The organism is Streptomyces sp. NBC_00727 (assembly GCF_045161745.1).
GTDB lineage: Bacteria > Actinomycetota > Actinomycetes > Streptomycetales > Streptomycetaceae > Streptomyces.
Window position 1 is genome coordinate 3,665,271 of record NZ_CP108981.1, and the last position, 19,860, is coordinate 3,685,130.

The 19,860-nt window shown below is 73.1% G+C and carries 15 protein-coding genes; 12 read left to right on the forward strand and 3 right to left on the reverse strand.

Annotated elements, in window-relative coordinates; genetic code table 11:
- Positions 1 to 248 precede the first annotated feature (248 nt).
- Both OG242_RS16345 and OG242_RS16350 read left to right on the forward strand, forming a co-directional pair.
- Entirely contained in the window at positions 249 to 1,634 is a 1,386-nt protein-coding gene (locus OG242_RS16345) for a KamA family radical SAM protein (protein WP_405898864.1), read from the forward strand.
- The gene (locus OG242_RS16350; protein ID WP_405898865.1) at positions 1,631 to 2,881 is read left to right on the forward strand and encodes a pyridoxal phosphate-dependent aminotransferase; all 1,251 of its coding nucleotides are present in this window, start codon (positions 1,631 to 1,633) and stop codon (positions 2,879 to 2,881) included. Before OG242_RS16345 ends, OG242_RS16350 begins: the two co-directional genes overlap by 4 nt.
- A gap of 90 nt (positions 2,882 to 2,971) precedes the next feature.
- On the opposite strand, the gene OG242_RS16355 is transcribed toward OG242_RS16350, so the two are convergent.
- Positions 2,972 to 3,238, reverse strand: a complete 267-nt coding sequence (locus OG242_RS16355; RefSeq protein ID WP_405898866.1) for a phosphopantetheine-binding protein — start codon at positions 3,236 to 3,238, stop codon at positions 2,972 to 2,974.
- A gap of 95 nt (positions 3,239 to 3,333) precedes the next feature.
- On the opposite strand from OG242_RS16355, the gene OG242_RS16360 reads away from it, so the two are divergent.
- Positions 3,334 to 4,935: an AMP-binding protein gene (locus OG242_RS16360; protein ID WP_405898867.1), complete on the forward strand. Its 1,602-nt coding sequence runs from the start codon at positions 3,334 to 3,336 to the stop codon at positions 4,933 to 4,935.
- 160 nt (positions 4,936 to 5,095) lie between these two features.
- Positions 5,096 to 6,691: a PQQ-binding-like beta-propeller repeat protein gene (locus OG242_RS16365; protein ID WP_405898868.1), complete on the forward strand. Its 1,596-nt coding sequence runs from the start codon at positions 5,096 to 5,098 to the stop codon at positions 6,689 to 6,691.
- 62 nt (positions 6,692 to 6,753) lie between these two features.
- Here OG242_RS16365 and OG242_RS16370 read toward each other — a convergent pair whose 3' ends face one another.
- Complete coding sequence (locus tag OG242_RS16370) at positions 6,754 to 7,719, reverse strand: ACP S-malonyltransferase (protein WP_405898869.1); 966 nt, start codon at positions 7,717 to 7,719, stop codon at positions 6,754 to 6,756.
- A 164-nt stretch (positions 7,720 to 7,883) separates the two neighbouring features.
- Here OG242_RS16370 and OG242_RS16375 point away from each other — a divergent pair, with 164 nt between their 5' ends.
- The 8 genes from OG242_RS16375 to OG242_RS16410 are packed head-to-tail and all read left to right on the forward strand — an operon-like array spanning position 7,884 to position 18,799.
- Positions 7,884 to 9,698 (forward strand): fatty acyl-AMP ligase, encoded by a 1,815-nt coding sequence (locus OG242_RS16375; RefSeq protein ID WP_405898870.1) that lies wholly within the window; start codon positions 7,884 to 7,886, stop codon positions 9,696 to 9,698.
- On the forward strand, positions 9,695 to 11,482 hold the full coding sequence (locus OG242_RS16380) for an acyl-CoA dehydrogenase (RefSeq protein WP_405898871.1): 1,788 nt from the start codon (positions 9,695 to 9,697) through the stop codon (positions 11,480 to 11,482). The genes OG242_RS16375 and OG242_RS16380 overlap by 4 nt, the downstream gene beginning before the upstream one ends.
- 15 nt (positions 11,483 to 11,497) lie before the next feature.
- On the forward strand, positions 11,498 to 11,818 hold the full coding sequence (locus tag OG242_RS16385) for an acyl carrier protein (protein ID WP_405898872.1): 321 nt from the start codon (positions 11,498 to 11,500) through the stop codon (positions 11,816 to 11,818).
- Positions 11,818 to 14,787, forward strand: a complete 2,970-nt coding sequence (locus OG242_RS16390; protein ID WP_405898873.1) for a type I polyketide synthase — start codon at positions 11,818 to 11,820, stop codon at positions 14,785 to 14,787. The genes OG242_RS16385 and OG242_RS16390 overlap by 1 nt, the downstream gene beginning before the upstream one ends.
- Positions 14,784 to 15,797: a 3-oxoacyl-ACP synthase III family protein gene (locus OG242_RS16395; protein ID WP_405898874.1), complete on the forward strand. Its 1,014-nt coding sequence runs from the start codon at positions 14,784 to 14,786 to the stop codon at positions 15,795 to 15,797. The genes OG242_RS16390 and OG242_RS16395 overlap by 4 nt, the downstream gene beginning before the upstream one ends.
- A gap of 7 nt (positions 15,798 to 15,804) precedes the next feature.
- Positions 15,805 to 17,694, forward strand: coding sequence for an HAD-IIIC family phosphatase (locus OG242_RS16400; RefSeq protein ID WP_405898875.1), 1,890 nt, complete (start codon positions 15,805 to 15,807; stop codon positions 17,692 to 17,694).
- Positions 17,691 to 17,936 carry a phosphopantetheine-binding protein gene (locus tag OG242_RS16405; protein ID WP_405898876.1) on the forward strand — a complete coding sequence of 82 codons (246 nt, stop codon included), beginning with the start codon at positions 17,691 to 17,693 and terminating at the stop codon, positions 17,934 to 17,936. The genes OG242_RS16400 and OG242_RS16405 overlap by 4 nt, the downstream gene beginning before the upstream one ends.
- On the forward strand, positions 17,933 to 18,799 hold the full coding sequence (locus OG242_RS16410) for a 4'-phosphopantetheinyl transferase family protein (protein WP_405898877.1): 867 nt from the start codon (positions 17,933 to 17,935) through the stop codon (positions 18,797 to 18,799). Before OG242_RS16405 ends, OG242_RS16410 begins: the two co-directional genes overlap by 4 nt.
- 24 nt (positions 18,800 to 18,823) lie before the next feature.
- On the opposite strand, the gene OG242_RS16415 is transcribed toward OG242_RS16410, so the two are convergent.
- A complete protein-coding gene (locus OG242_RS16415; protein WP_405898878.1) occupies positions 18,824 to 19,816 on the reverse strand; it encodes a LuxR C-terminal-related transcriptional regulator in 993 nt (330 codons plus the stop codon).
- Positions 19,817 to 19,860 lie beyond the last annotated feature (44 nt).

Genomic DNA, 19,860 nt, shown 5'->3' on the forward strand with positions numbered 1-19,860 from the left:
CGGGTCCGGCGTTGACACCCACCCCTCAAGGGGTCCGAAAGCAGCCGTCCGGGAGCGTCTCCCCCGTCGCTCCCGGGCGGCTTCGCCATGCCCCGGGGGCCCCGGAAAACGGCCAGGGGTGGCGGCTCTTCGTAAGGGTCCGGCTGGGGTCGGTTCTGGGGTCCGGTGGCCGATTCGCGTCCCTAGCATCGGCATCGTGTTCGAGCACACGCTCGGACTGCCGGGCACCAGGCTGGAGGAATATCCGTATGTCCCTGCTGGCAACCGATCCTGCCGAGGCGGCACGGTTCCGCGCCTACGGCCCACGGCAGCTCGACGAGATCGCCGACCGCCACGGCCTGCCCGCCGGCATACGGGAGACCGTCCGGCTCGCGTCGATGGTGCTGCCCTTCCGGGTCAACGAATACGTCCTGTCGCAGCTGATCGACTGGGACCGCATTCCCGAGGACCCGATGTTCCAGCTCGTCTTCCCGCAGAAGGGGATGCTGAGCGAGCAGAACGAACGGGACCTGGCCAGGCTCTCCGCGGACCCCTCCGGCAAGGTCGCGCTGCGAGCCCTGGTGCAGCAGATACGCGGCCGGCTCAACCCGCACCCCTCCGGGCAGAAGGAACTCAACGTCCCCACCCGCGACGGCGTCGAACTCCCGGGGCTCCAGCACAAGTACCGCGAGACGGTGCTGTACTTCCCGAGCCAGGGCCAGACCTGCCACTCGTACTGCACGTACTGCTTCCGCTGGGCGCAGTTCGTCGGCGACAGCGAGCTGCGGTTCGCGGCGCCCGACCCGCGTGGCCTGATCTCGTACCTGGAGACGCATCCGGACGCGGGTGACGTGCTCGTGACCGGCGGCGACCCGATGGTGATGTCCACCGCGCGGCTGCGCACCCACCTGGAGCCGCTGTTGTCGCTGGAGAGCGTGCGCACGATCCGGATCGGGACGAAGTCCGTGGCCTACTGGCCGCAGCGGTACGTCACCGACCCGGACGCCGACGACGTACTGCGGCTGTTCGAGGAGGTCGTCGCCACCGGCCGGAACCTCGCCGTGATGGCGCACTTCAGCCACCCGCGCGAACTGGAGACCGACCTCGCGCGCCGCGCCATCGCCCGCATCCGGTCCACCGGGGCGCTGGTCTACTGCCAGGCGCCGCTGATCGCGAAGGTCAACGACGACGCGGACGTGTGGGCGCGGATGTGGCGGGCCGAACTGGCCGTAGGCGCCGTGCCGTACTACATGTTCGTGGAGCGCGACACCGGTCCGTACGACTACTTCCGGGTGCCGCTCGCGCGGGCGGCGGAGATCTACCGGGACGCCTACGCGACGCTGCCCGGCCTGGCCCGTACGGTGCGCGGTCCGGTGATGTCCGCGACGCCCGGCAAGGTGGCCGTCGACGGGGTCGTCGAGAAGGCCGAGGGGCTGTTCTTCCAGCTGCGCATGATGCAGGCGCGGGACCCGAAGCTCGTCGGGCGCCCCTTCCTCGCGCACTACGACGCCGACGCGGCCTGGGTGGACGACCTCCGGCTCGACCACTCGGTGCCCGCCGACATCGCCCGCGCCATCGCCGGGCCGGCCCGCTCGCCCGAGCCGGAGCTCTTCGGGAGCCGGACGGCGGCGGCCGGGGTGGGGAGCCAGGCGTGAACACGATGAACATGTCCCCGAACCTCGCGCTCAACCAGCTCGTAGCCGAGCGTCAGGCCGCCGGCGAGCGCCTCGTCCACCTCGGCTTCGGTGAGTCGCGGCTGCCCGCCTTCGGGCCGCTCGTCGAGCGCCTCGTCGCGGGGGCGCGGCGCAACGCCTACGGCCCGGTGGCCGGTTCGCCGGGCGTACGGGAGGCCGTCGCCGGGTACTTCGGGCGGCGCCGCCTGCCCACCGGACCGGAGCAGATCGTGGTCGCCCCGGGCAGCAAGCCGCTGCTCATGGCCGTCAACCACACGGTCCCCGGCGATGTGCTGCTGCCCCGCCCGGCGTGGAACACCTACGCCCCGCAGGCCCGGCTCGCCGGCAAGCAGCCGATCGCCGTGCCGATCCCGGAGGAGTGCGGCGGGGTGCCCGACCCGGCCGTGCTGCGCGAGCACATCCGGGCCGCCCGGGCCGAGGGCCGCGACCCGCGCATCATGATCCTGACGCTGCCGGACAACCCGACCGGCACCCTCGCCCCGCACGCGATGATCCGCGAACTGTGCGCCATCGCCGAGGAGGAGGACCTGCTCGTCGTCTCGGACGAGATCTACCGGGACGTCATGCACGACCCGGAAGCGGACTACCTCAGCCCCGCCGAGGTGGCGCCGGCCCGGACCGTCGTCTGCACCGGGCTCAGCAAGTCCCTCGCCGTGGGCGGCTGGCGCATCGGGGCGGCGCGCTTCCCCGAGGGGCCGTGGGGCGAGTCGATCCGCGCCGGGGTCGTCTCGGTGGCCAGTGAGGTCTGGTCGACGCTGGCGGGCCCGATGCAGGAGGCCGCCGAGTACGCCTTCGGGGAGCCCGCGGAGATCCGGGAGCGGCTGCGGGCCAGCGCCAGGCTGCACGGAGCCGTCGCCCGCGAGGTGCACCGGATCGCCGTCGGGGCCGGGGCGCGCTGCCGGCCGCCCACCGGAGCGTTCTACGTGTACCCGGACTTCGAGCCGGTCCGCGAGGAGCTGGGGAAGCACGAGGTGACGGACTCGGCCTCGCTGGCCCGGCGGATGCTGGACCTGGGGACCGTGGTCCTGGCCGGGCACCTCCTCGGGGACGAGCCGGGGGCCCTGCGCTTCAAGTGCGCGACGAGCATGCTCTACGGCGAGAACGCGGAGCAGCAGGAAATGTCACTGGCTGCCGAAAAACCGCTGGAACTGCCACACGTCCGGTCCGTGCTGGACCGGGTCGAGGAAAGTTTCCAGCGCCTTCTGTGAAATCCGCTGAAATTCAGCGGCATCGGGTGAACGGGAGCGGCCCGACTCGGATGCGAAATCCTCGTCGGGCCGGGCGGTGTATCCGTTTTCTCACGCGGATTCTGTTTTGGTGATCAGGGTGTTCCACAGGATGTCCGGGCTGGCGAAATTCTCCAGCTTCAGGGCGTCGTCCAGGAAGCGCACCGAATAGGCGCTCTCCAACGCGGCGAGCAGCTCGACCGTGCCCATGGAGTCGAGTCCGAGCTCCTTGAGCGGGGAATCGTCGGTCAGCTTCTCGCCCGGGTCGAGATAGGGCAGGAACGGGCGGATGACGGCCTCGAAGGCTTCGTCCCAGGTGTGATTCGCGAGTTCTGGCATACGGGAATGATGAGGGCGTCCGTCGGCGGCTGTCAACGTGTCACGGAAATGTCCCGGGAAAGTCCCGAGAGTATGCCGGGAAATGAGGAGCGGAAATGGAATCATTGGCGTCGAAGGCGTTGCACGCGCGTTTCCTGCGGGGCCTGGAGAAATCCCCGGAGCGCATCGCCGTCCGGGTGGGCGCGGACACCGTGGACTACGCGACGGCCCATGCGACGGCCCTGGCCTGGGCGGGCGCCCTGCTGGCCGCCCCGGGCGGACCGCCCACGGCCATCGGCATCCTGACCGGCCGCAGCACCACCGCGTACGTCGGCATCCTGGCGAGCCTGTACGCGGGCCTCCCGGCCGTCCCGATCCCGGCCGGCTTCCCCGCCGGCAAGGTCGTCTCGATGCTCGGCGCGGCCGAGGTGTCCGCCCTGGTCGTCGACGAGGAGGGCGCGGCCCTGCTCGCCGGCGGTACGGGGGCGGAGCTGGGCGGTCTGCCGGTGCTGGCCCCTCACCTGGACGAGGCCGGCACCACGGCCCTGGCCGAGGGCGCCGGGCTGCCGGTGCTCGCGGCGGGCCCGGACACCGCGCTGACCGGGCCCCGGGACGCGGCGCCCGGGGACGTGGCGTACATCCTGTTCACCTCGGGCTCCACCGGTCGCCCCAAGGGGGTCCGGCTCACCCACGGCAACATGGCGCACTACTTCGCGCTGATGGACTCCTGGTACGACTTCTCGGCCGACGACGTGTTCTCCCAGGCCGCCGGGCTCAACTGGGACTCCGCGGTCTCGGACCTGTGGTGCGCCTGGGCGGCCGGGGCGCCGCTGGTGTCGGTGCCGGCGCACGCGTACCGCGATCTGCCCGGGTTCGTGGCGGAGCACGGGATCACCGTGTGGTTCTCGGCGCCGAGCGTGATCTCGCTGTCCCGGCGCACCGGACGGCTGCTGCCCGGCTCGATGCCCACGCTGCGCTGGACGTACTTCGGCGGCGAGGCCCTGCAGTTCGAGGACACCGACGCCTGGCAGCGGGCCGCGCCCGGCTCCGCGGTGATCAACGTCTACGGGCCGACCGAGATGACCATCACCACGCACCGCCACCGCTGGTCGCCCGAGGAGTCGACCCGGCTCGGCGTCAACGGCGTCGTCCCGCTGGGCCTGCTCCACGAGGGCCACGCGGAGCTGCTCCTCGACGAGCGGGGCGAGGAGGCGGCGGACGAGGGCGAACTCTGGCTCGCGGGGCCGCAGCTGTCGGCCGGCTACCTCGACGAGGAGGACGGGCGCGGCAAGTACCTGGAGCGGGGCGGGCTGCGCTGGTACCGGACGGGGGACCGGGTCCGCCGGCTCGCCGACGGCCAGCTGGTCTACCTCGGCCGGGTGGACTCGCAGGTGCAGGTGCAGGGCTACCGCGTCGAGCTGGCCGAGGTGGAGCACGCGATGCGCGCGGCGTGCCCGGTGACGGGTGCGGTCGTGGTCGGTGTCCCGGTGGCCAACAGCACCGAGCTGGTCGCGTTCTACCTCGGTGAGCAGCGCGCCCCGAGGGACTTCCGCCGCGATCTGGCGGCCGTGCTGCCGCCGCAGCTGATCCCGCGCCACTACCACCGGCTGGACGAGTTCCCCCTCAACACCAACAAGAAGACCGACCGGCTGGCGCTCACCGCGCTCGCGGCGGAGCGGCACGGCACGAAGGAGCCGGAGCCGGCGCGCGCCGCCTGAGCCCGGAGCCGCGGCCCTCAGCCCGGAGCGGCAAGACGCCCCCGAGGGCCGGCCCGGCGCCCGCGCCGCGAGCCCGGCTCCGTAACCCCAGGGCCTGCCCGGCCCCCACAGACCCCACAGGTATCACCCTCACCACCCGTCCTCAGGAGGACAGTCAGTCATGTTCACAAGACCCCGGCCGACGCGGAAGACGGCCCGCAGGTTCACTCTGCTCGCCGCCGTGGCGCTGGCGACCACGCTCGGAATGGCCCCCTCCAACGCGTGTGCGGCACAGGTCGACTGGTCGACCGGCGGCCACGACCTGGCCAACAGCCGTTCCGCCGCGGCGGAGCACAAGATCACGAAGGACAACGCGAGCCGGCTGAAGGCCAAGTGGACGTACGCCACCCACGGCGACGTGTCGGCGACCCCGGCGGTCGTGGGCGGGGCGGTGTACTTCCCGGACTGGGGCGGCTACCTGCACAAGATCAACGCCCGGACCGGCAAGGAGATCTGGTCGCACAAGGTCTCCGAGTACACCGGCGACGAGGCCTCCGTCTCCCGGTCCAGCCCGACGGTCGTGGGCGGCAGGGTCTACATAGCCGACTGGACGAAGGCCGTCCTGATGGCGGTGGACGCGAGGACCGGCAACAAGATCTGGACCCGCGAGATCGACCAGCAGTACAAGGCCGTGCTGACGCAGTCGCCGGTCGTCCACGACGGCGTCATCTACCAGGGCGTCTCCTCGCGCGAGTCCGAGGGCGCGTACGACCCCACGTACCCCTGCTGCACCTTCCGCGGCAGCGTGAACGCCATCTCGGCCAGGACCGGCAAGGTGCTGTGGCGGCAGTTCACCACCCCGGACAACGGCGGGAAGCCGGGCGGCTACAGCGGTGTCGCCGTGTGGGGCACCCCGGCCCTGGACCCGTCGACCAACACGGTCTACTTCACCACCGGCAACAACTACACCGTGCCGAAGGAGGTCTCCGACTGCCAGACGGCCGGCGGCACCCCCGCCCAGTGCTACCAGGAGGACAACTACGTCGACACGGTCCTGGCCCTGGACATGACCACGGGCCGGATCAAGTGGCACACCGGCGCCAAGCGGTTCGACGCCTGGAACACCGGCTGCCTGCCGGGGCTCCCGCCGAACAACTGCCCGCCGAACCCGGGCTACGACTACGACTTCGGTGACGGCGCCCACCTGTTCACCATCAAGGGCGCGGACGGCCGCCCCCGCAAGGTGATCGGCGCGGGTGAGAAGAGCGGCGAGTACTGGCTGATGGACGCCACCGACGGCGACGTCGTCTGGAGCGCGGCGGCCGGACCCGGCGGACACGTCGGCGGCATCGAGTGGGGCACCGCCAACGACGACAAGCGGATCTACCTCGCCGAGGCCAACTTCAACAGGCTGGACTACCAGCTGGCCGACGGCACCACCACCAACCGCAGCTCGTTCGCCGCGCTCGACCCGCAGACCGGCAAGATCCTCTGGCAGGTCGCGGACCGCACCGACGGCTTTGCCTGGGGCGCCCTGACCGCCGCGAACGGCGTCGTCTTCGGCGGCTCAACCAGCGGCCACATGTACGCCTTCGACGCGGCCACGGGTGCGTACCTGTGGGAGTTCACCGCGCCGTACTCCTCCAACGCGGGCCCGGCGGTCGTCGACGGCACGGTCTACTGGGGCAACGGCTACGCCCGGTTCGCCGACGGCGCCGGCACCACCGGCAGCAGCACCGAGGGCACGTTCTACGCCTTCACGGTGGACGGCAGGTAAGCGGTACGACGGAAGGGGCCGGCGCCTTCGCGGCACCGGCCCCTTCCGCGTGCGTACGGTGCTCAGGCCGCCACCGGCATCCGGCGCCGCACCGGCCGCATCGCGGAGCGGGGCGTCACCGGCATCACCCGGAAGTTCCGCGTGGTGCACGCGACCCGGGTGAACAGACCGTCCGCGCCGGCCACGCAGAGCCGGCCCACGCCCGCCGCCCTGAGCGCGGCCACCACGTCCGGCCAGCGCACCGTGCGGACGAAACCGTCGAGCAGCATCTCGCGCACGCCCGCGCCCGTCGTCACCGTACGGCCGTCCTGGTCCGCGATCACCGGCAGCCGCGGGTCCGACCAGGTCAGCCCCGCGAAGATCTCCTCGTCGACCCGGTCGCGCAGCCCGTCGAAGAGGTACGAGTGCATCGGCGGCTTCATCGTGTACATCGCCATTCCGCCGAGCGAGCGGATACGGCGCTGGAGCCAGTCCAGGACCGACTCGTGGACGGTCAGCATCGTGAAGTCGTGGTCGACGACGCAGGCGATGTCGCTCCACTCGCCGCGCTCCTCCAGCTCCCGGCGCAGCTCCGCCACGCCCTCCTGCGGCACCCGGGCCATCGACTGGGTGACCAGGGCGGGGTGCTCCCGGGCGAAGTAGTCCTCCATCGTCTCCGCGAGCCGGGCCGTCATCGTCACGGCGTCGGCGAAGTCCAGGACCCCGGAGTACACGGCGGCGGCGCGGGCGCCGAAGCTCGGGCCCGTCACGTGGGACGGGTCGACCTCCAGCCGCTCAGCGGCGAAGCGCGCCAGGGCCAGGCAGTTCACCACGAAGGAGATCTGCCCGTAGAGCGAGTAGTCGCCCTCGGTCTCCTGGTAGCGGTCGGCCAGCCGGTAGCCGAGGGTGTCGTCGGCGCGCGCGTACAGCTCGCGCGCGTACGGGTTGACCAGCATGAACCGGGAGACCTCGGAGAAGGCCGTCGGCTGCATGCCGGGGAAGACGATCGCCGTCCGCGTCGCCTCTGCGGGTTCGGTGTGGGTGTCCATGGGCCGAGCGTCACCCGTACCCCCTCCCTCGGTGCACCCCTGCCGACCCCTGAGTCCGGCGCGTGCGCCGGGGCGCGCAAGCGAGCCGCAAGGGCCTTTGCGGAGGATCGGCGGGAACGAGGGCCGCACATCCACGGGCCCGCAGACGCGAGGGGATGCCGCGGATGTCAGAGTCACGCTTCGCCACCTTCACCGAACTGCTCCGCGCCCGGACGGCCGAACTCGCCGACGAGGACGTGCACGTCTTCCTCCGTGACACCGCGGACGGTCCGGTGGCCGAGCACCTCACCTACGGAGAACTGGACCGGGAGGCGAGACGCATCGCCGCCTGCCTCCAGAGCTACGGCGTGGCGGAGCAGCCCGTGCTGCTCGCCTACTCCTCGACCGTGGAGTTCCTCAAGGGCTTCGCGGGCTGCCTGTACGCGGGAGCCGTCGCGGTCCCCGTACCGCTGCCCGGCGAGGCCGGCCGCGACAAGCGGCTCAACCGGACCACCGCCGTGCTCAAGGACACCGGAGCCGCCGTCGTCCTCACCGAGACCGACGCCGCGCCCGAGGTCGCGCTGTGGCTCGCCCGCAACACCCGGTCCACCGCCGAGTGCCTGGTCACCGACGTGCCCGAGATCGGCGACCCGGAGGCCTGGCGGCCGGTCGCGGCCCGCGCGGACGACCTGGTCTTCCTCCAGTACACCTCCGGCTCGGTCTCCGAACCGCGCGGCGTGACCGTCTCGCACCGCAACCTCCTCGCCAACCAGGCGAGTCTGCACAAGCTGCTGCACACCACCCGCGAGGACGTCTTCGGCAGCTGGCTGCCGTACTTCCACGACATGGGCCTGGTCGCGCACCTGCTGCACCCGGTGTACCTCGGCAGCCACAGCGTCCAGGTCACCCCGCTCTCCTTCGTGAAGCGCCCGCTGCGCTGGCTGCAGGCCATCGACGAGTACGGCGTCACCGTCGGCGGCGGCCCCAACTTCTGCTACGACCTGTGCGTCCACCGGGTCAAGGACGAGCAGATCGCCGCGCTCGACCTGTCCCGCTGGCGGCTCGCGCTCAACGGCGCCGAGCCCGTGCGCGCCGAGAGCCTGGACGCCTTCGCGGAGCGGTTCGCACCCGCCGGGTTCCGGCCGGAGGCGCTGCGCCCCTGCTACGGGCTCGCCGAGGCCACGCTCGTCGTCTCCGGCGGCGAACCCGGCACCCCGTACGTCCGCAAGGAGTTCGACCAGACGGAGCTGGAGCGGGACCGGGCCGAGGCGGCCGGCACCGGGACCCGCCGGCGGACCCTCGTCGGCTGCGGCGTGCCCGTGGACACCGACGTACGGATCGTGGACCCGCTGACCCACCACGAGCTGCCGCCCGGCGCGGTCGGCGAGATATGGGTACGCGGCTACAGCGTCGCCCGCGGCTACTGGCGGCGGCCCACCGAGACCGTCCGGACCTTCCTCGCCGCCGTCAACGACGAGGAGAGCAACTTCCTGCGCACCGGCGACCTCGGGATGCTGGTCGACGGGGAGCTGTTCGTCACCGGGCGGCTCAAGGAAGTCGTCATCATCAACGGCCGCAACGTCTACCCGCAGGACGTCGAGTGGGCCGCCCGCACGGTCAGCCCCGCCCTGACCTTCGGCGCCGGTGCCGCGTTCTCCGTGGACGCCGGCCGCGAGCACCTGGTCCTCGTCCAGGAGGTGCGCGGCGTCGCCGACAGCACCGAACTGCGCACGGTGGCCCAGAAGATCCAGGCCCTGATCGGCCAGGAATTCGAGATCCCGGCCGGCAACATCCTGCTGGTGCGCCCCGGCGCTGTGCGCCGCACCAGCAGCGGCAAGGTCCAGCGGACCCTGATGCGCACGCTGTTCCTGGACGGTGTGGTGCGCGGTGAGTACGAGGTGCTGACCCCGGACGTGTGGGCGCTGGCCCGCGCCGAGGACGTGCTGTTCGGAGGCGACCTGCTGCGGCCGGAGGGAGCCGACGGAGGAAGGCGGTGGTGACGGCCCTGCCCACCGCGACGACCCTGCCCACCGCGCTCCCGCCCACCTCCGGAACGGCCGCGGGGCGGCGCGAGAGCGCCGTCCGGGCCCGGGTCGCCCAGCTGGAGGACCTGTTCGGCGACCCCTCCGACCCGGCCAACCCGGCCGGTTACACCGCGCTCCTCGAAGCCGACCGGGCCGCGGTGCCGTTCGCCGCGGGGGAGGCGCTGCTCGACGAGTTCGGGATCGTCGACGAGTACGTGCCGCGTTCGCTGGGCGGCCGGCTCGACGCGATGGACACCCTGGTCCGGGTCATGCGGCCGGTGGTGCGCCGGGACGTGGGCCTGGCCATCGGGCACGGCATGACCACCTTCATGGCCGCGTCCGACGTCTGGGCGACGGGCAGCGACCGGCAGCGGGAGTGGCTGGCCGGGCTGCTGCGCGCGGGCGGCCGTGCGGCCATCGCCCAGCACGAGACCGCGCACAGCAACGACTTCGTCCGCAGCCAGGTCACCGCCCGGCGCGGCCCCGGCGGCGGCTATCTGATCAGCGGCGGGAAGCCGCTGGTCAACAACCTGGAACGGGCCGGGGCGCTCGTCCTGTTCTGCCGCACCGACCCGTCCCCCGGCAGCCGCAGCCACTCCGTGCTGCTGCTGGAACCAGAGCAGCTGTCCGACGCCCACGCGGCCGTCACCGCCCGCAGGACCCCGGTCGGGCTGCGCGGCTGCCGGTTCGCCGGGGTGGAGTTCGACGACTGCCCGGTCCCCGGGAGCGCGCTCCTCGGCCCGGAGGGCAGCGGCATCGAGACCGCGCTGCGCTCCTTCCAGATCAGCCGGACCGTGATCGCCGCGACCGCCGTCGCCGCCCTGGACACCAGCCTGCGCACCGCCGTACGCATCGACCGCGAGCAGTCCGGCGGCTGGCAGGGCCGGGGCACCGACAACAGCCGCACCGGCGCGGCCCTCACCAACGCCTTCGTCAGCCTGCTGCTCTACGACGCGCTCGCCGTGGTCGCCGCCCGCGCCCTGCACCTGCTGCCCGCCGAGACGAGCGTGACCTCGGCGGCGCTCAAGTACCTGATGCCGCGCGTGCTCGGCGAGACGATGTACGACCTGTCGATCGTCCTGGGCTCCGACTTCTACACCCGCGAGGGCACCCGGGGCATCTTCCAGAAGCACGTCAGGGACGTGCCCGTGCTCAGCCTCGGCCACGCCGGCACCGTCGCCTGCCAGGCCACCGTCATCCCGCAGATGCCCCGGCTCGCCCGCCGCTCCTGGTTCGTCGAGGACGAGGCGCCCGCCGGGCTCTTCCGGCTGGACGGGGACCTGCCGCCGCTGCGCACCGACCGGCTCGCGCTGGCCTGCGGCCGGGACTCGCTCAGCGCCTCGCTGCTCGCGGTCGCCGCGCGCATCGAGGGCCACGGCCCCGTGGAACGCGCCCTGCGCGCCCTCGCGGGGCTGCTCGTCGAGGAGTTCCGGGACGTGCGGGGGCGGGTGCTCCGGCTGGAGGCGGCAGGACCGGCCACCAGTGCCCAGCCGGCCAGGTTCGCCCTGATGGACCGGTACACGCTGCTGCTCGCCGGGGCCGCCGTGCTCGGCGTCTGGGACCAGGCCCGCTACGGCTCCGACCCGTTCCTCGCCGACCCGTCCTGGGCCGCCGCCGCGCTGCACCGCATCTGCGGGCGGCTCGGCACGCGCGTCGACGCGCTCCCCCCGGAGTGCGAGACGCGCCTGAGGCACGAGGTCCAGCTCCGCTTCTCCACCCGGACCAGCTACGACCTCTACTCGACCCCGATCCCGGGTTGACCGAAGGAGTCCGCCATGACCATCCCCACCGGCCGGCACACCCTTGCCGCCGACACCGCGAAGGCCGACGGCGTGTACGAGTGGCTGTCGGCCCGCCTCGCGCTCTACCTGCGGCGGACGCCCGAGTCGATCGACCCGGCCGTGCCGCTCGCCGAGTACGGCATGGACTCGGTGGCGGCGCTGAGCCTCTGTGGCGACCTGGAGGAGGAGTTCGGCCTGGAGGTCGAGCCGACCCTGCTGTGGGACTTCCCGACCGTCACCGCGCTCGTGCGCCATCTGACCGCCGTGCTGCCGGACGTCCCGGCGGACCCGGCCGCCGCGCGGGGCCAGAGCTGATGGGGGACATCGCCGTCGTCGGCATCGACTGCACGTTCCCCGGAGCGGCGGGCGTGCGGGCGTACTGGGACCTGCTGGTGGGGGGCAGGGCCGGTATCGGGCCCGTCCCCGGACAGCGCTGGGAGGCGCGGGACTTCCCCGCGGTCGGCGGCAGCGGCGGTTTCATCGACGACGCCGATGTCTTCGACAGCGACTTCTTCTCGATCACCCCGCGCGAGGCCGCCGCGATGGACCCGCACCAGCGGCTGCTGCTGCCCTGTGCCTGGCGGGCGCTGGAGGACGCGGGGCGCGCGCCCGGCGAACTCGCGGGCAGCGGGACCGGGGTGTTCGTCGGCGTGATGGGCGGCGAGTGGGGGCGGCTCACGATGAGCGACCTCGCGCAGGTGACCCCGCTGCTCGGTTCGGGCAGCAGCGCGGGCATGGCCGCCAACCGGATCTCGTACCACTTCGACCTCACGGGCCCGAGTCTCGCCGTGGACACGGCCTGCTCGTCCTCGCTGGTCGCCGTCCACCTGGCCGCGAACTCGCTCCTCGCCGGGGAGTGCGACACCGCGCTCGCGGGCGGCGTCAACATCGTGCTCTCGCCCTCGCTGGGCCTGGTCTACGGGCAGCTCGGCCTGGCCGCGGCGGACGGGCGCTGCAAGCCGTTCAGCGCCGAGGCGGACGGGATCGGCCGCAGCGACGGCGTCGGCCTGGTCGTGCTGCGCCGGCTGGAGGACGCGCTCGCCGACGGCGACCGCGTCTACGCCGTGCTGCGTGGCAGCGCGGTCAACCAGGACGGCCGCAGCAACGGGATGATCGCGCCCAACCGCTGGTCCCAGGAGCGGGTCCTGAACGCCGCCTACAAGCGCGCCGGGGTCAGCCCCGCCGAGGTCGCCTTCGTGGAGGCGCACGGCACCGGGACCGTGCTCGGGGACGCCATCGAGTGCGCGGCCCTCGGCTCGGTGCACGGCGTTCCGCGCGAGACCCCCTGCGCGATCGGCTCGGTCAAGGGCAACCTGGGCCACACCGAGGCCGCGGCCGGGATCGCCGGGTTCATCAAGACCGCGCTGGCCCTGCACCACCGCATCGTCCCGGCCAGCCTCCACGCGGAGCGCGAGAACTCCCGGCTGCGGCTGGGCGAGCGCGGCCTGCGGTTGCTGAAGTCCCCGGCCCGGCTGCCGCGCGGCGAGACCGTCGCCGGGGTCAGCAGCTTCGGCATGGGCGGTACGAACGCCCACGCCGTCCTCGCGAGCGCCCCCAGGACCCCGCGCGCCGTCCCCGTCCGGGCCCGCGCGGACGCCGGTGCGGCGGGGGTGTTCACCGTCAGCGCCGACACCCCGGAGGCGCTGTGCCGCAACCTCGCCGCCCAGGCCGACGCCATCGCGGCGCTGCCCAAGGGCGGGGCCGCGGCCCTGTGCCGGAGCAGCAACCGGGTCAAGACCGGTCTGCCGCACCGCTTCGCGCTGACCGCCCGCGACACCGGGGAACTCGTAGACGGACTGCGCCGGGCGGTCGCGCTGCGCACCCCCGCGCCGGGCGGGCTGCGGCACGCCGCCGACCGGCCGTGGGGCCGCCCGGTGGTGGCGTTCCTCTTCACCGGCCAGGGCAGCGAGTACCCCGCGATGACGGCGGGCCTCTACCGCGAATCCCCGGCCTACCGGCGCCACTTCGACGCCGCCGACGAGGCGCTGGCCGCGCATCTCGGCGCCTCGGTGCGCGAGGCCGTGCTCGGCGGTGAGGAGTGGGGCGGCCGGCCCGAGCTGGTCCAGCCCGCCCTCTTCGCCGTCGGCTACGCCCTGGCCCGCACCCTCACGGAGCTGGGCGTCACCCCGGCCGCCGTGCTCGGCCACAGCCTCGGCGAGTACGCGGCCGCCGTCACGGCCGGGGTCCTCCCGCTCGGCGAGGCCGCCGCACTCGTGGCCCGGCGCGCCCGGCTGACCGCCGCGCTGCCCCCGGGCGGCGGCATGATCACCGCCGCGGCCGGCCCGGAGACGCTCGCCCCGGCCCTGGCGGCGGAGCCCGAGGTGGTGACCGCCGCGCTCAACGGGCCCGCCGACACCGTGCTGTCGGGCCCGCTGGACGCCCTGGCCCGGGTCGCCGATGAGCTGACCGGGCTCGGCATCCGGACCCGGACGCCGGCCTCCCCGTACGGATTCCACTCCGCCCTGGTGGCCCCGGTCGCCGCCGGACTGCGCACCGCCCCGGTGGACTGCGCGCCCGCCGCGCTGCCGGTGGCCTCGACGCGGTACGGGCGGATGCTGCGCGACGAGCCGATGGACGCGGACTACTGGGCGGACCAGACCGAGGCGCCGGTGCTCTTCGACGCGGCGCTCGGCGCCCTCGTACGCGACATCGCCCCGACCCACCTGGTCGAGATCGGCCCGCAGCCCCAGCTGACCCGGATCGCCGCCCGCGCCGGCAGTCTGGGCGGCGCCGAACTCCTGCATCCCGCGCCCGGGCCCGAGGGCACCGGCCGGGACCTGGCGGAGACGGTCGCCGCGCTGTACCGCTGCGGACTCGACCCGGACTGGGAGCAGTTGTACGCGCCGGAGCACCGGGTGTCCGAACCGCTCGTCCCGTACGTCTTCTCGTCCGCCCAGCGCTACTGGGACCGGCCACCGGCCTCGGTCGGGCCCCCGGTCGAACGGCGGTCCGAGGCGGCGCCGCGACCCGAGGCGGCAGCCGGTCGCGTTGTTTCACGTGAAACAGAGAGTGACGGGGCCGGGGGCGACGACCCCGTGCTCGTCGCCGTCGTGGAAGCCGTCACCGAGGTCGGCGGCTACCCCACGGAGCGCGTGGTGCGCGAGGCCCGCTTCCACGAGGACCTGGGTTTCGACTCGGTGATGATCATGCAGCTCAAGAACCGGGTCGAGGCCCGGCTCCCGAGAGTCGGTGAGGTATCCGTGCAGCAGATGCTGCCCGCACTGCGCTCGGTCGGTTCGCTGGCCGAGTTCCTGGACGGCGTGATCATGGCGAGGTCGGCATGACCGACGTCCATATCGCCGCGACCGGCACGGCGCTGCCCGGCGACCCGGTCGACAACACCACGCTGGCCAAGATGCTCGGGGCGAGCAAGGAGTGGATCGACCTCTTCGTCGGCACCCGGACCCGCTACTTCGGCTGGGACCCGGCCACCGGTGAGGTGCACGGCTCGCTGGCCGACCTGTGCGCCGAGGCCGCGGCCCAGGCCGTACGGGCGTCGGGGCTGGGCCTCGCGGACATCGAGTTCCTGGTGCTCGCGACCGCGACCCCGGACACCCTGCTGCCCACCACCGCGACCGAGGTCGCCGACCGGCTCGGCCTCGACCATCTGCCCGTCTACCAGATCCAGGCCGGCTGCTCCGGTGCCGTGCAGGCCCTGGACCTGGGCCGCAGCCTGATCGCGGGCGGGCGGCACGCCGGGCTCGTCATCGGGGGCGACGTCACGTACCGCTTCCTGTCGCCCCGGCAGGACGCCGCGAAGATCCCCACCAGCGAACTCGTCAACTACGTCCTGTTCGGGGACGGGGCCGGTGCCGCCGTGCTCACCGCCGAGCCGGAGGGCGAGCGGATCGCCGTGCGTTCGGTGCTCAACTCCTGGACCGGACGCGGCCGGCAGCCCGGCCAGCTCCTCGACTGGTACGGCACCACCGACCGCGACTCCGACCGGCCGATGCTCGCCGAGGACTACAAGGCGATCGAGGAACACGTACCGCCGATCGCATCGGAGATCCTCTGGGACCTGCTCGGCGGCCTCGGCTGGAGCCTGGACGACATCGGGTTCCTGCTGCCGCCGCAGCTCTCCGAGCGGATGACCGCCCGGATCGTGGAGCGGCTGCCCGACTGCCCCGCCCGGAAGGTCTCCTGCGTCGCCGACACCGGCAACACCGGCAACGCCCTGCCGTTCCTCCAGCTCGACCGGCTGGTGCCCGAGCTCGCGGACGGCGACCGGGCGCTCGGCCTGTGCGTCGAGTCGAGCCGGTGGATCCGGGCCGGATTCGCCCTGGAGAAGGTGTGAGGTGGCGATGAGCACGGGCCTCGACCACCTCCGCGACCTGCGCAAGCGCGGGCTGCTGGAGAAGGCGTACGACCAGGTCGCCGCCGCCCTCGCCGAGGAGGAGCCCGGCGGCGCACGGGCGGACACCGCCGCGGCCGGCCGCCTCCTCGGCGGCATCGCCCCCGGGGCCGTGCTGAGCCACCACCCGGCGACCCCGGTCGTCACGGTCGCCGTCACCGGCCAGTCCACCGTCGGCCAGGTCCTCGACCCGCTCCGGGGCGAACTCGCCCGCCACGGGCTGCTCCTGCGCCCCGTCCTCGGTGAGCACGGCACCTACCTGCGCGACCTGACCGACACCACGAGCGAGCTGCACACCGCCGCCCCCGACCTCACCCTCTGCCTGCTGGACGCCGAGACGGTGTTCGAGCAGGTCCCCGGGGTGTGGCGGCCCGAGGACGTCGAGGCGGCCGCCGGCGCGGTGCTGGACCGGTGCGCCGCACTGGCCGGCGCCGCGCCGGGCACCCTGGTCCTCAACACCCTGCCGCTGCCCCTCACGTACAGCAGGCAGCTCATCGACCACCGCTCCCGGGCCCGGCTCGGGGCGGTGTGGCGGGAGTTCAACGCGCGGCTGCTGCGGCTCACCGAGCGCTCACCGGGCCTGGTGGTCATCGACCTCGACCCGCTCACGGCCGACGGCGGCCCGGTCACCGACCCCCGCCTGGCCCGGTACGCCAAGGTCCGGCTCGGCGCCGGGCTGCTGGCCGGGTACGCCAGGGAGGTCGCCCACCTGGCGCGGGCCCTGCGCGGCGCCACCCGCAAATGCCTGGTGCTCGACCTCGACCGGACGCTGTGGGACGGGGTGCTCGCCGAGGAGGGGCCCGACGGCGTCGCCGCCGCGGGAACCCTGCGCGGGGAGGCGTTCGGCGCCTTCCAGACCTGCGTCAAGCAGCTCGGCTCCCAGGGCGTCCTGCTCGCGGTGAGCAGCAAGAACGACGCGGCGGAGGTGGCCCGGGTGCTGACGGACCATCCGGATCTGGTGCTGCGCGCACGGGACTTCGTGGCGGTCAACGCCAACTGGGAGCCGAAGGACGGCAACCTCGCCGACATCGCCGGGCAGCTGGACCTGTCCACCGACGCCCTGGTCTTCGCGGACGACTCGGCGGCCGAGCGGGCGCAGGTGCGCCACGGCCTGCCCGGGGTCGCCGTGGTGGCGCTCGACGACGAGCCCGCGACGCACATCGCACGGCTCCTCGCGGACGGCTGGTTCGACACGGTCGGCCTGACCGAGGAGGACCGGACCAGGACCGGTGAGTACCGGGCCCGCCGTGCGCGCCGGGAGCTGCACGCCGGATCGGGCTCGCACGAGGAGTTCCTGCGGGCCCTGGACGTACGGCTGGAGGTCGGGCCGCCGCGTCCGCACGAGGCGGCCCGGATCTCGCAGCTGACCCTGCGGACCAACCAGTTCAATCTCGCCGGGGGCGGTCTCACCGAGGCGGCCGTGGCGGGCCTGGCGGCCGGCCCGGAGCGCGAGGTGCTGGTGGCCCGTACCGCCGACCGGTTCGGGGACAACGGGCTGGTCGGCGCGGTGCTGATCGGCCGGTCCCCCGGGCAGTGGCGGCTGGACAACCTGTGGCTCAGTTGCAGGGTGCTCGGGCGGGGCGTCGAACGCGCCTTCCTCGCCGTACTGTTGAGTAGAGCCCGGCGTCTCGGACTGCACACCGTGGACGCCCGCTACGTACCCACCGCCCGCAATTCCCGGGCCCGGGACCTGTATCCGTCCTGCGGGTTCCTCACCCGTGAAGGCCCCGGGGCGGGGAAGGGCGGGAGCGGGGCCCTGGAGTACCGCCACGATCTGACGGTTCTGCCGGAGGTCCCCGGCCACATACGTGTCACCGAGCCCGGAAGGGCACCCCGATGAGCGCCGACGACCCGACCGGCCTCGACGCGTTCCTGCGGATCGTGGGCGACGACCTGGGCCTGGACGTGGAGCACCCCGCCGGAGCCGACCTCGCCCTCACCGAGGTGCCCGGCTGGGACTCGCTGAACCTGCTCCGGCTGGTGGTGCTCCTGGAGGAGTCCGGCCACCGCGTACCGGTGCACCGTCTGCTGGAGGCGCAGAGCCTCCGGGACATTCACACCCTCGTTAAGGAGTACGGATGACCGCCCCGGGCAGCGTCACGCTCGGTTCACCGCTCGGTGAGCCCGTCGCCGTGGTTCCCGGAGGTGACTCGTGGAGCAGGGTCGGGGACGACCTCGCCGCGCACGGCAGCGCCCTGGCCTACGCCTGGCTGAAGGACCTGGAGCCCGCCGTGCCCTCGGGCGACGGTCTGCGCGAGCTCCTCGGCCGGGACTGGACGCGCTATCTGGACCTGACCCACTCCGACGTACGCAACCGGTACGTGGCCTCCCGGATGCTGCTCAAGCACGCGGCGGGGGCGGTGCTCGCCAGTGAGCCGGCCGACCTGGAGCTGGCGTACGGGCCGACCGGGCGCCCGTATCTGCGCGGCTGCGACCAGATCGACATCAGCCTCAGCCACACCGAGGACCTGCTGCTCGTGGGGCTGACCACCTGCGGGCTGATCGGCGTGGACGCCGAGCGGGCCGACCGCGACATGTACGGCGGCGGGCTCGTCCGGCACATCTGCACGCCGTACGAGGCGGTCCTGCTGTCCGGGATGCCGGAGAAGGAGCGCAACGGTGCGCTGGTGCGGCTGTGGACGCTGAAGGAGGCGTACTCCAAGGCGATCGGGCAGGGCATGCAGTTCCGCTTCACCGAATTCGGCTTCGGCCCGGACGGCCGCCCGGTGCGGGTGCAGCGGCCCGACGGCACCCCGGGCACCGGCGAGGAGTGGACCTTCCGCACCTTCGCCCTTGAGGACGGTTACGTGGTCAGCGCGGCGGTGTACGACGCGGGGTTCGGCAAGCTGCAGGACGCCCATGTCACGACGATGCTCGACCAGGACTGCGTGGACGCGATCACGCAGGCGCTGGACGAGGAGGACGGCGGGGGCACCGGTGCGTGAGGTGCGGTGCGATGGTGCCCCCGGTCAGTAGGGCTTCGTGGCGGTGTCACCGGCGAGCATCTCCTGACGGGCGGCGTTGTAGCCCGCCTGGAAGCGGCTGGTGGCCTCCAACTGCTCGGTGATCTCCGCGATGTGGCGCCGGCAGGTGCGCACGGACATGCCGAGCCTGCGGGCGACCATCTCGTCCTTGTAGCCCTTGGTCATCAGCCGGATGATCGACCACTTCAGCTCGTCGGTCGAGGACGGGGGGCGCTGCGACTCCACGACGTACGGGGTCGCGCCCTCCCACAGGTACTCGAAGACGGAGCAGAGGAACGCCACGAGCGTCGGCTCGCGGACGACGGCCGCACCCGGGTAGCTGCCCTCGCAGGCCGACCGGGCCGGCAGGAAGGCCACCTCCCGGTCGTAGATGATCAGCCGGTCGATGACCTCGTCGGCGGTCCGGACCTCCGCGCCCCGCACCGTGACGTCACGGACGTAGGAGCGGGTGGGCAGGTCGTTGCGCGCGGTGTGCTGGTAGATGGTCCGGATGCGTACCCCGCGCGACAGGATGGACAGGGCGCTCGCCCTGGCGTCGTCGAGCATGTCCGCCGGGCGCGCGCCGCCGGGCTGGACGGTGATCAGTTCGCTCTTGCAGGTCTGCCCGAGGTGGTCCAGGAGCGCCTGGATGCGGGCGGGGTCGCTGATGATGTCGATGGCTTCCAGGTGGTTGCGCACCCGGCGGCCCTCGAAATACAGGGGGGTCAGCGACATCAGCTGCGCCCGGACCTCGGTGACGGCCTGCTGGAGATCGCGGATCTGCCGCTCGGCGGGGCCCACCAGGGAGGCGGCGGCCGCGTCGGGCGTGACGGGGGTCAGCTGGTGCGAGTGACCCGGCACCGACTGGAGCAGGCGGACACCGACCAGCACGCTCTCGACCCGGGCGACCTCGTCGTGCGTGAGGGACAGGTCCTTGGCAATCCGTTCCCGGTCGAAGCGGCCGCACTCGACGGCGATCCCGTATGCGGCAGCGCTCACGTCATCCAGTTCGGCAAAGCCCGAATCCGCGTACTCCCCTTGGA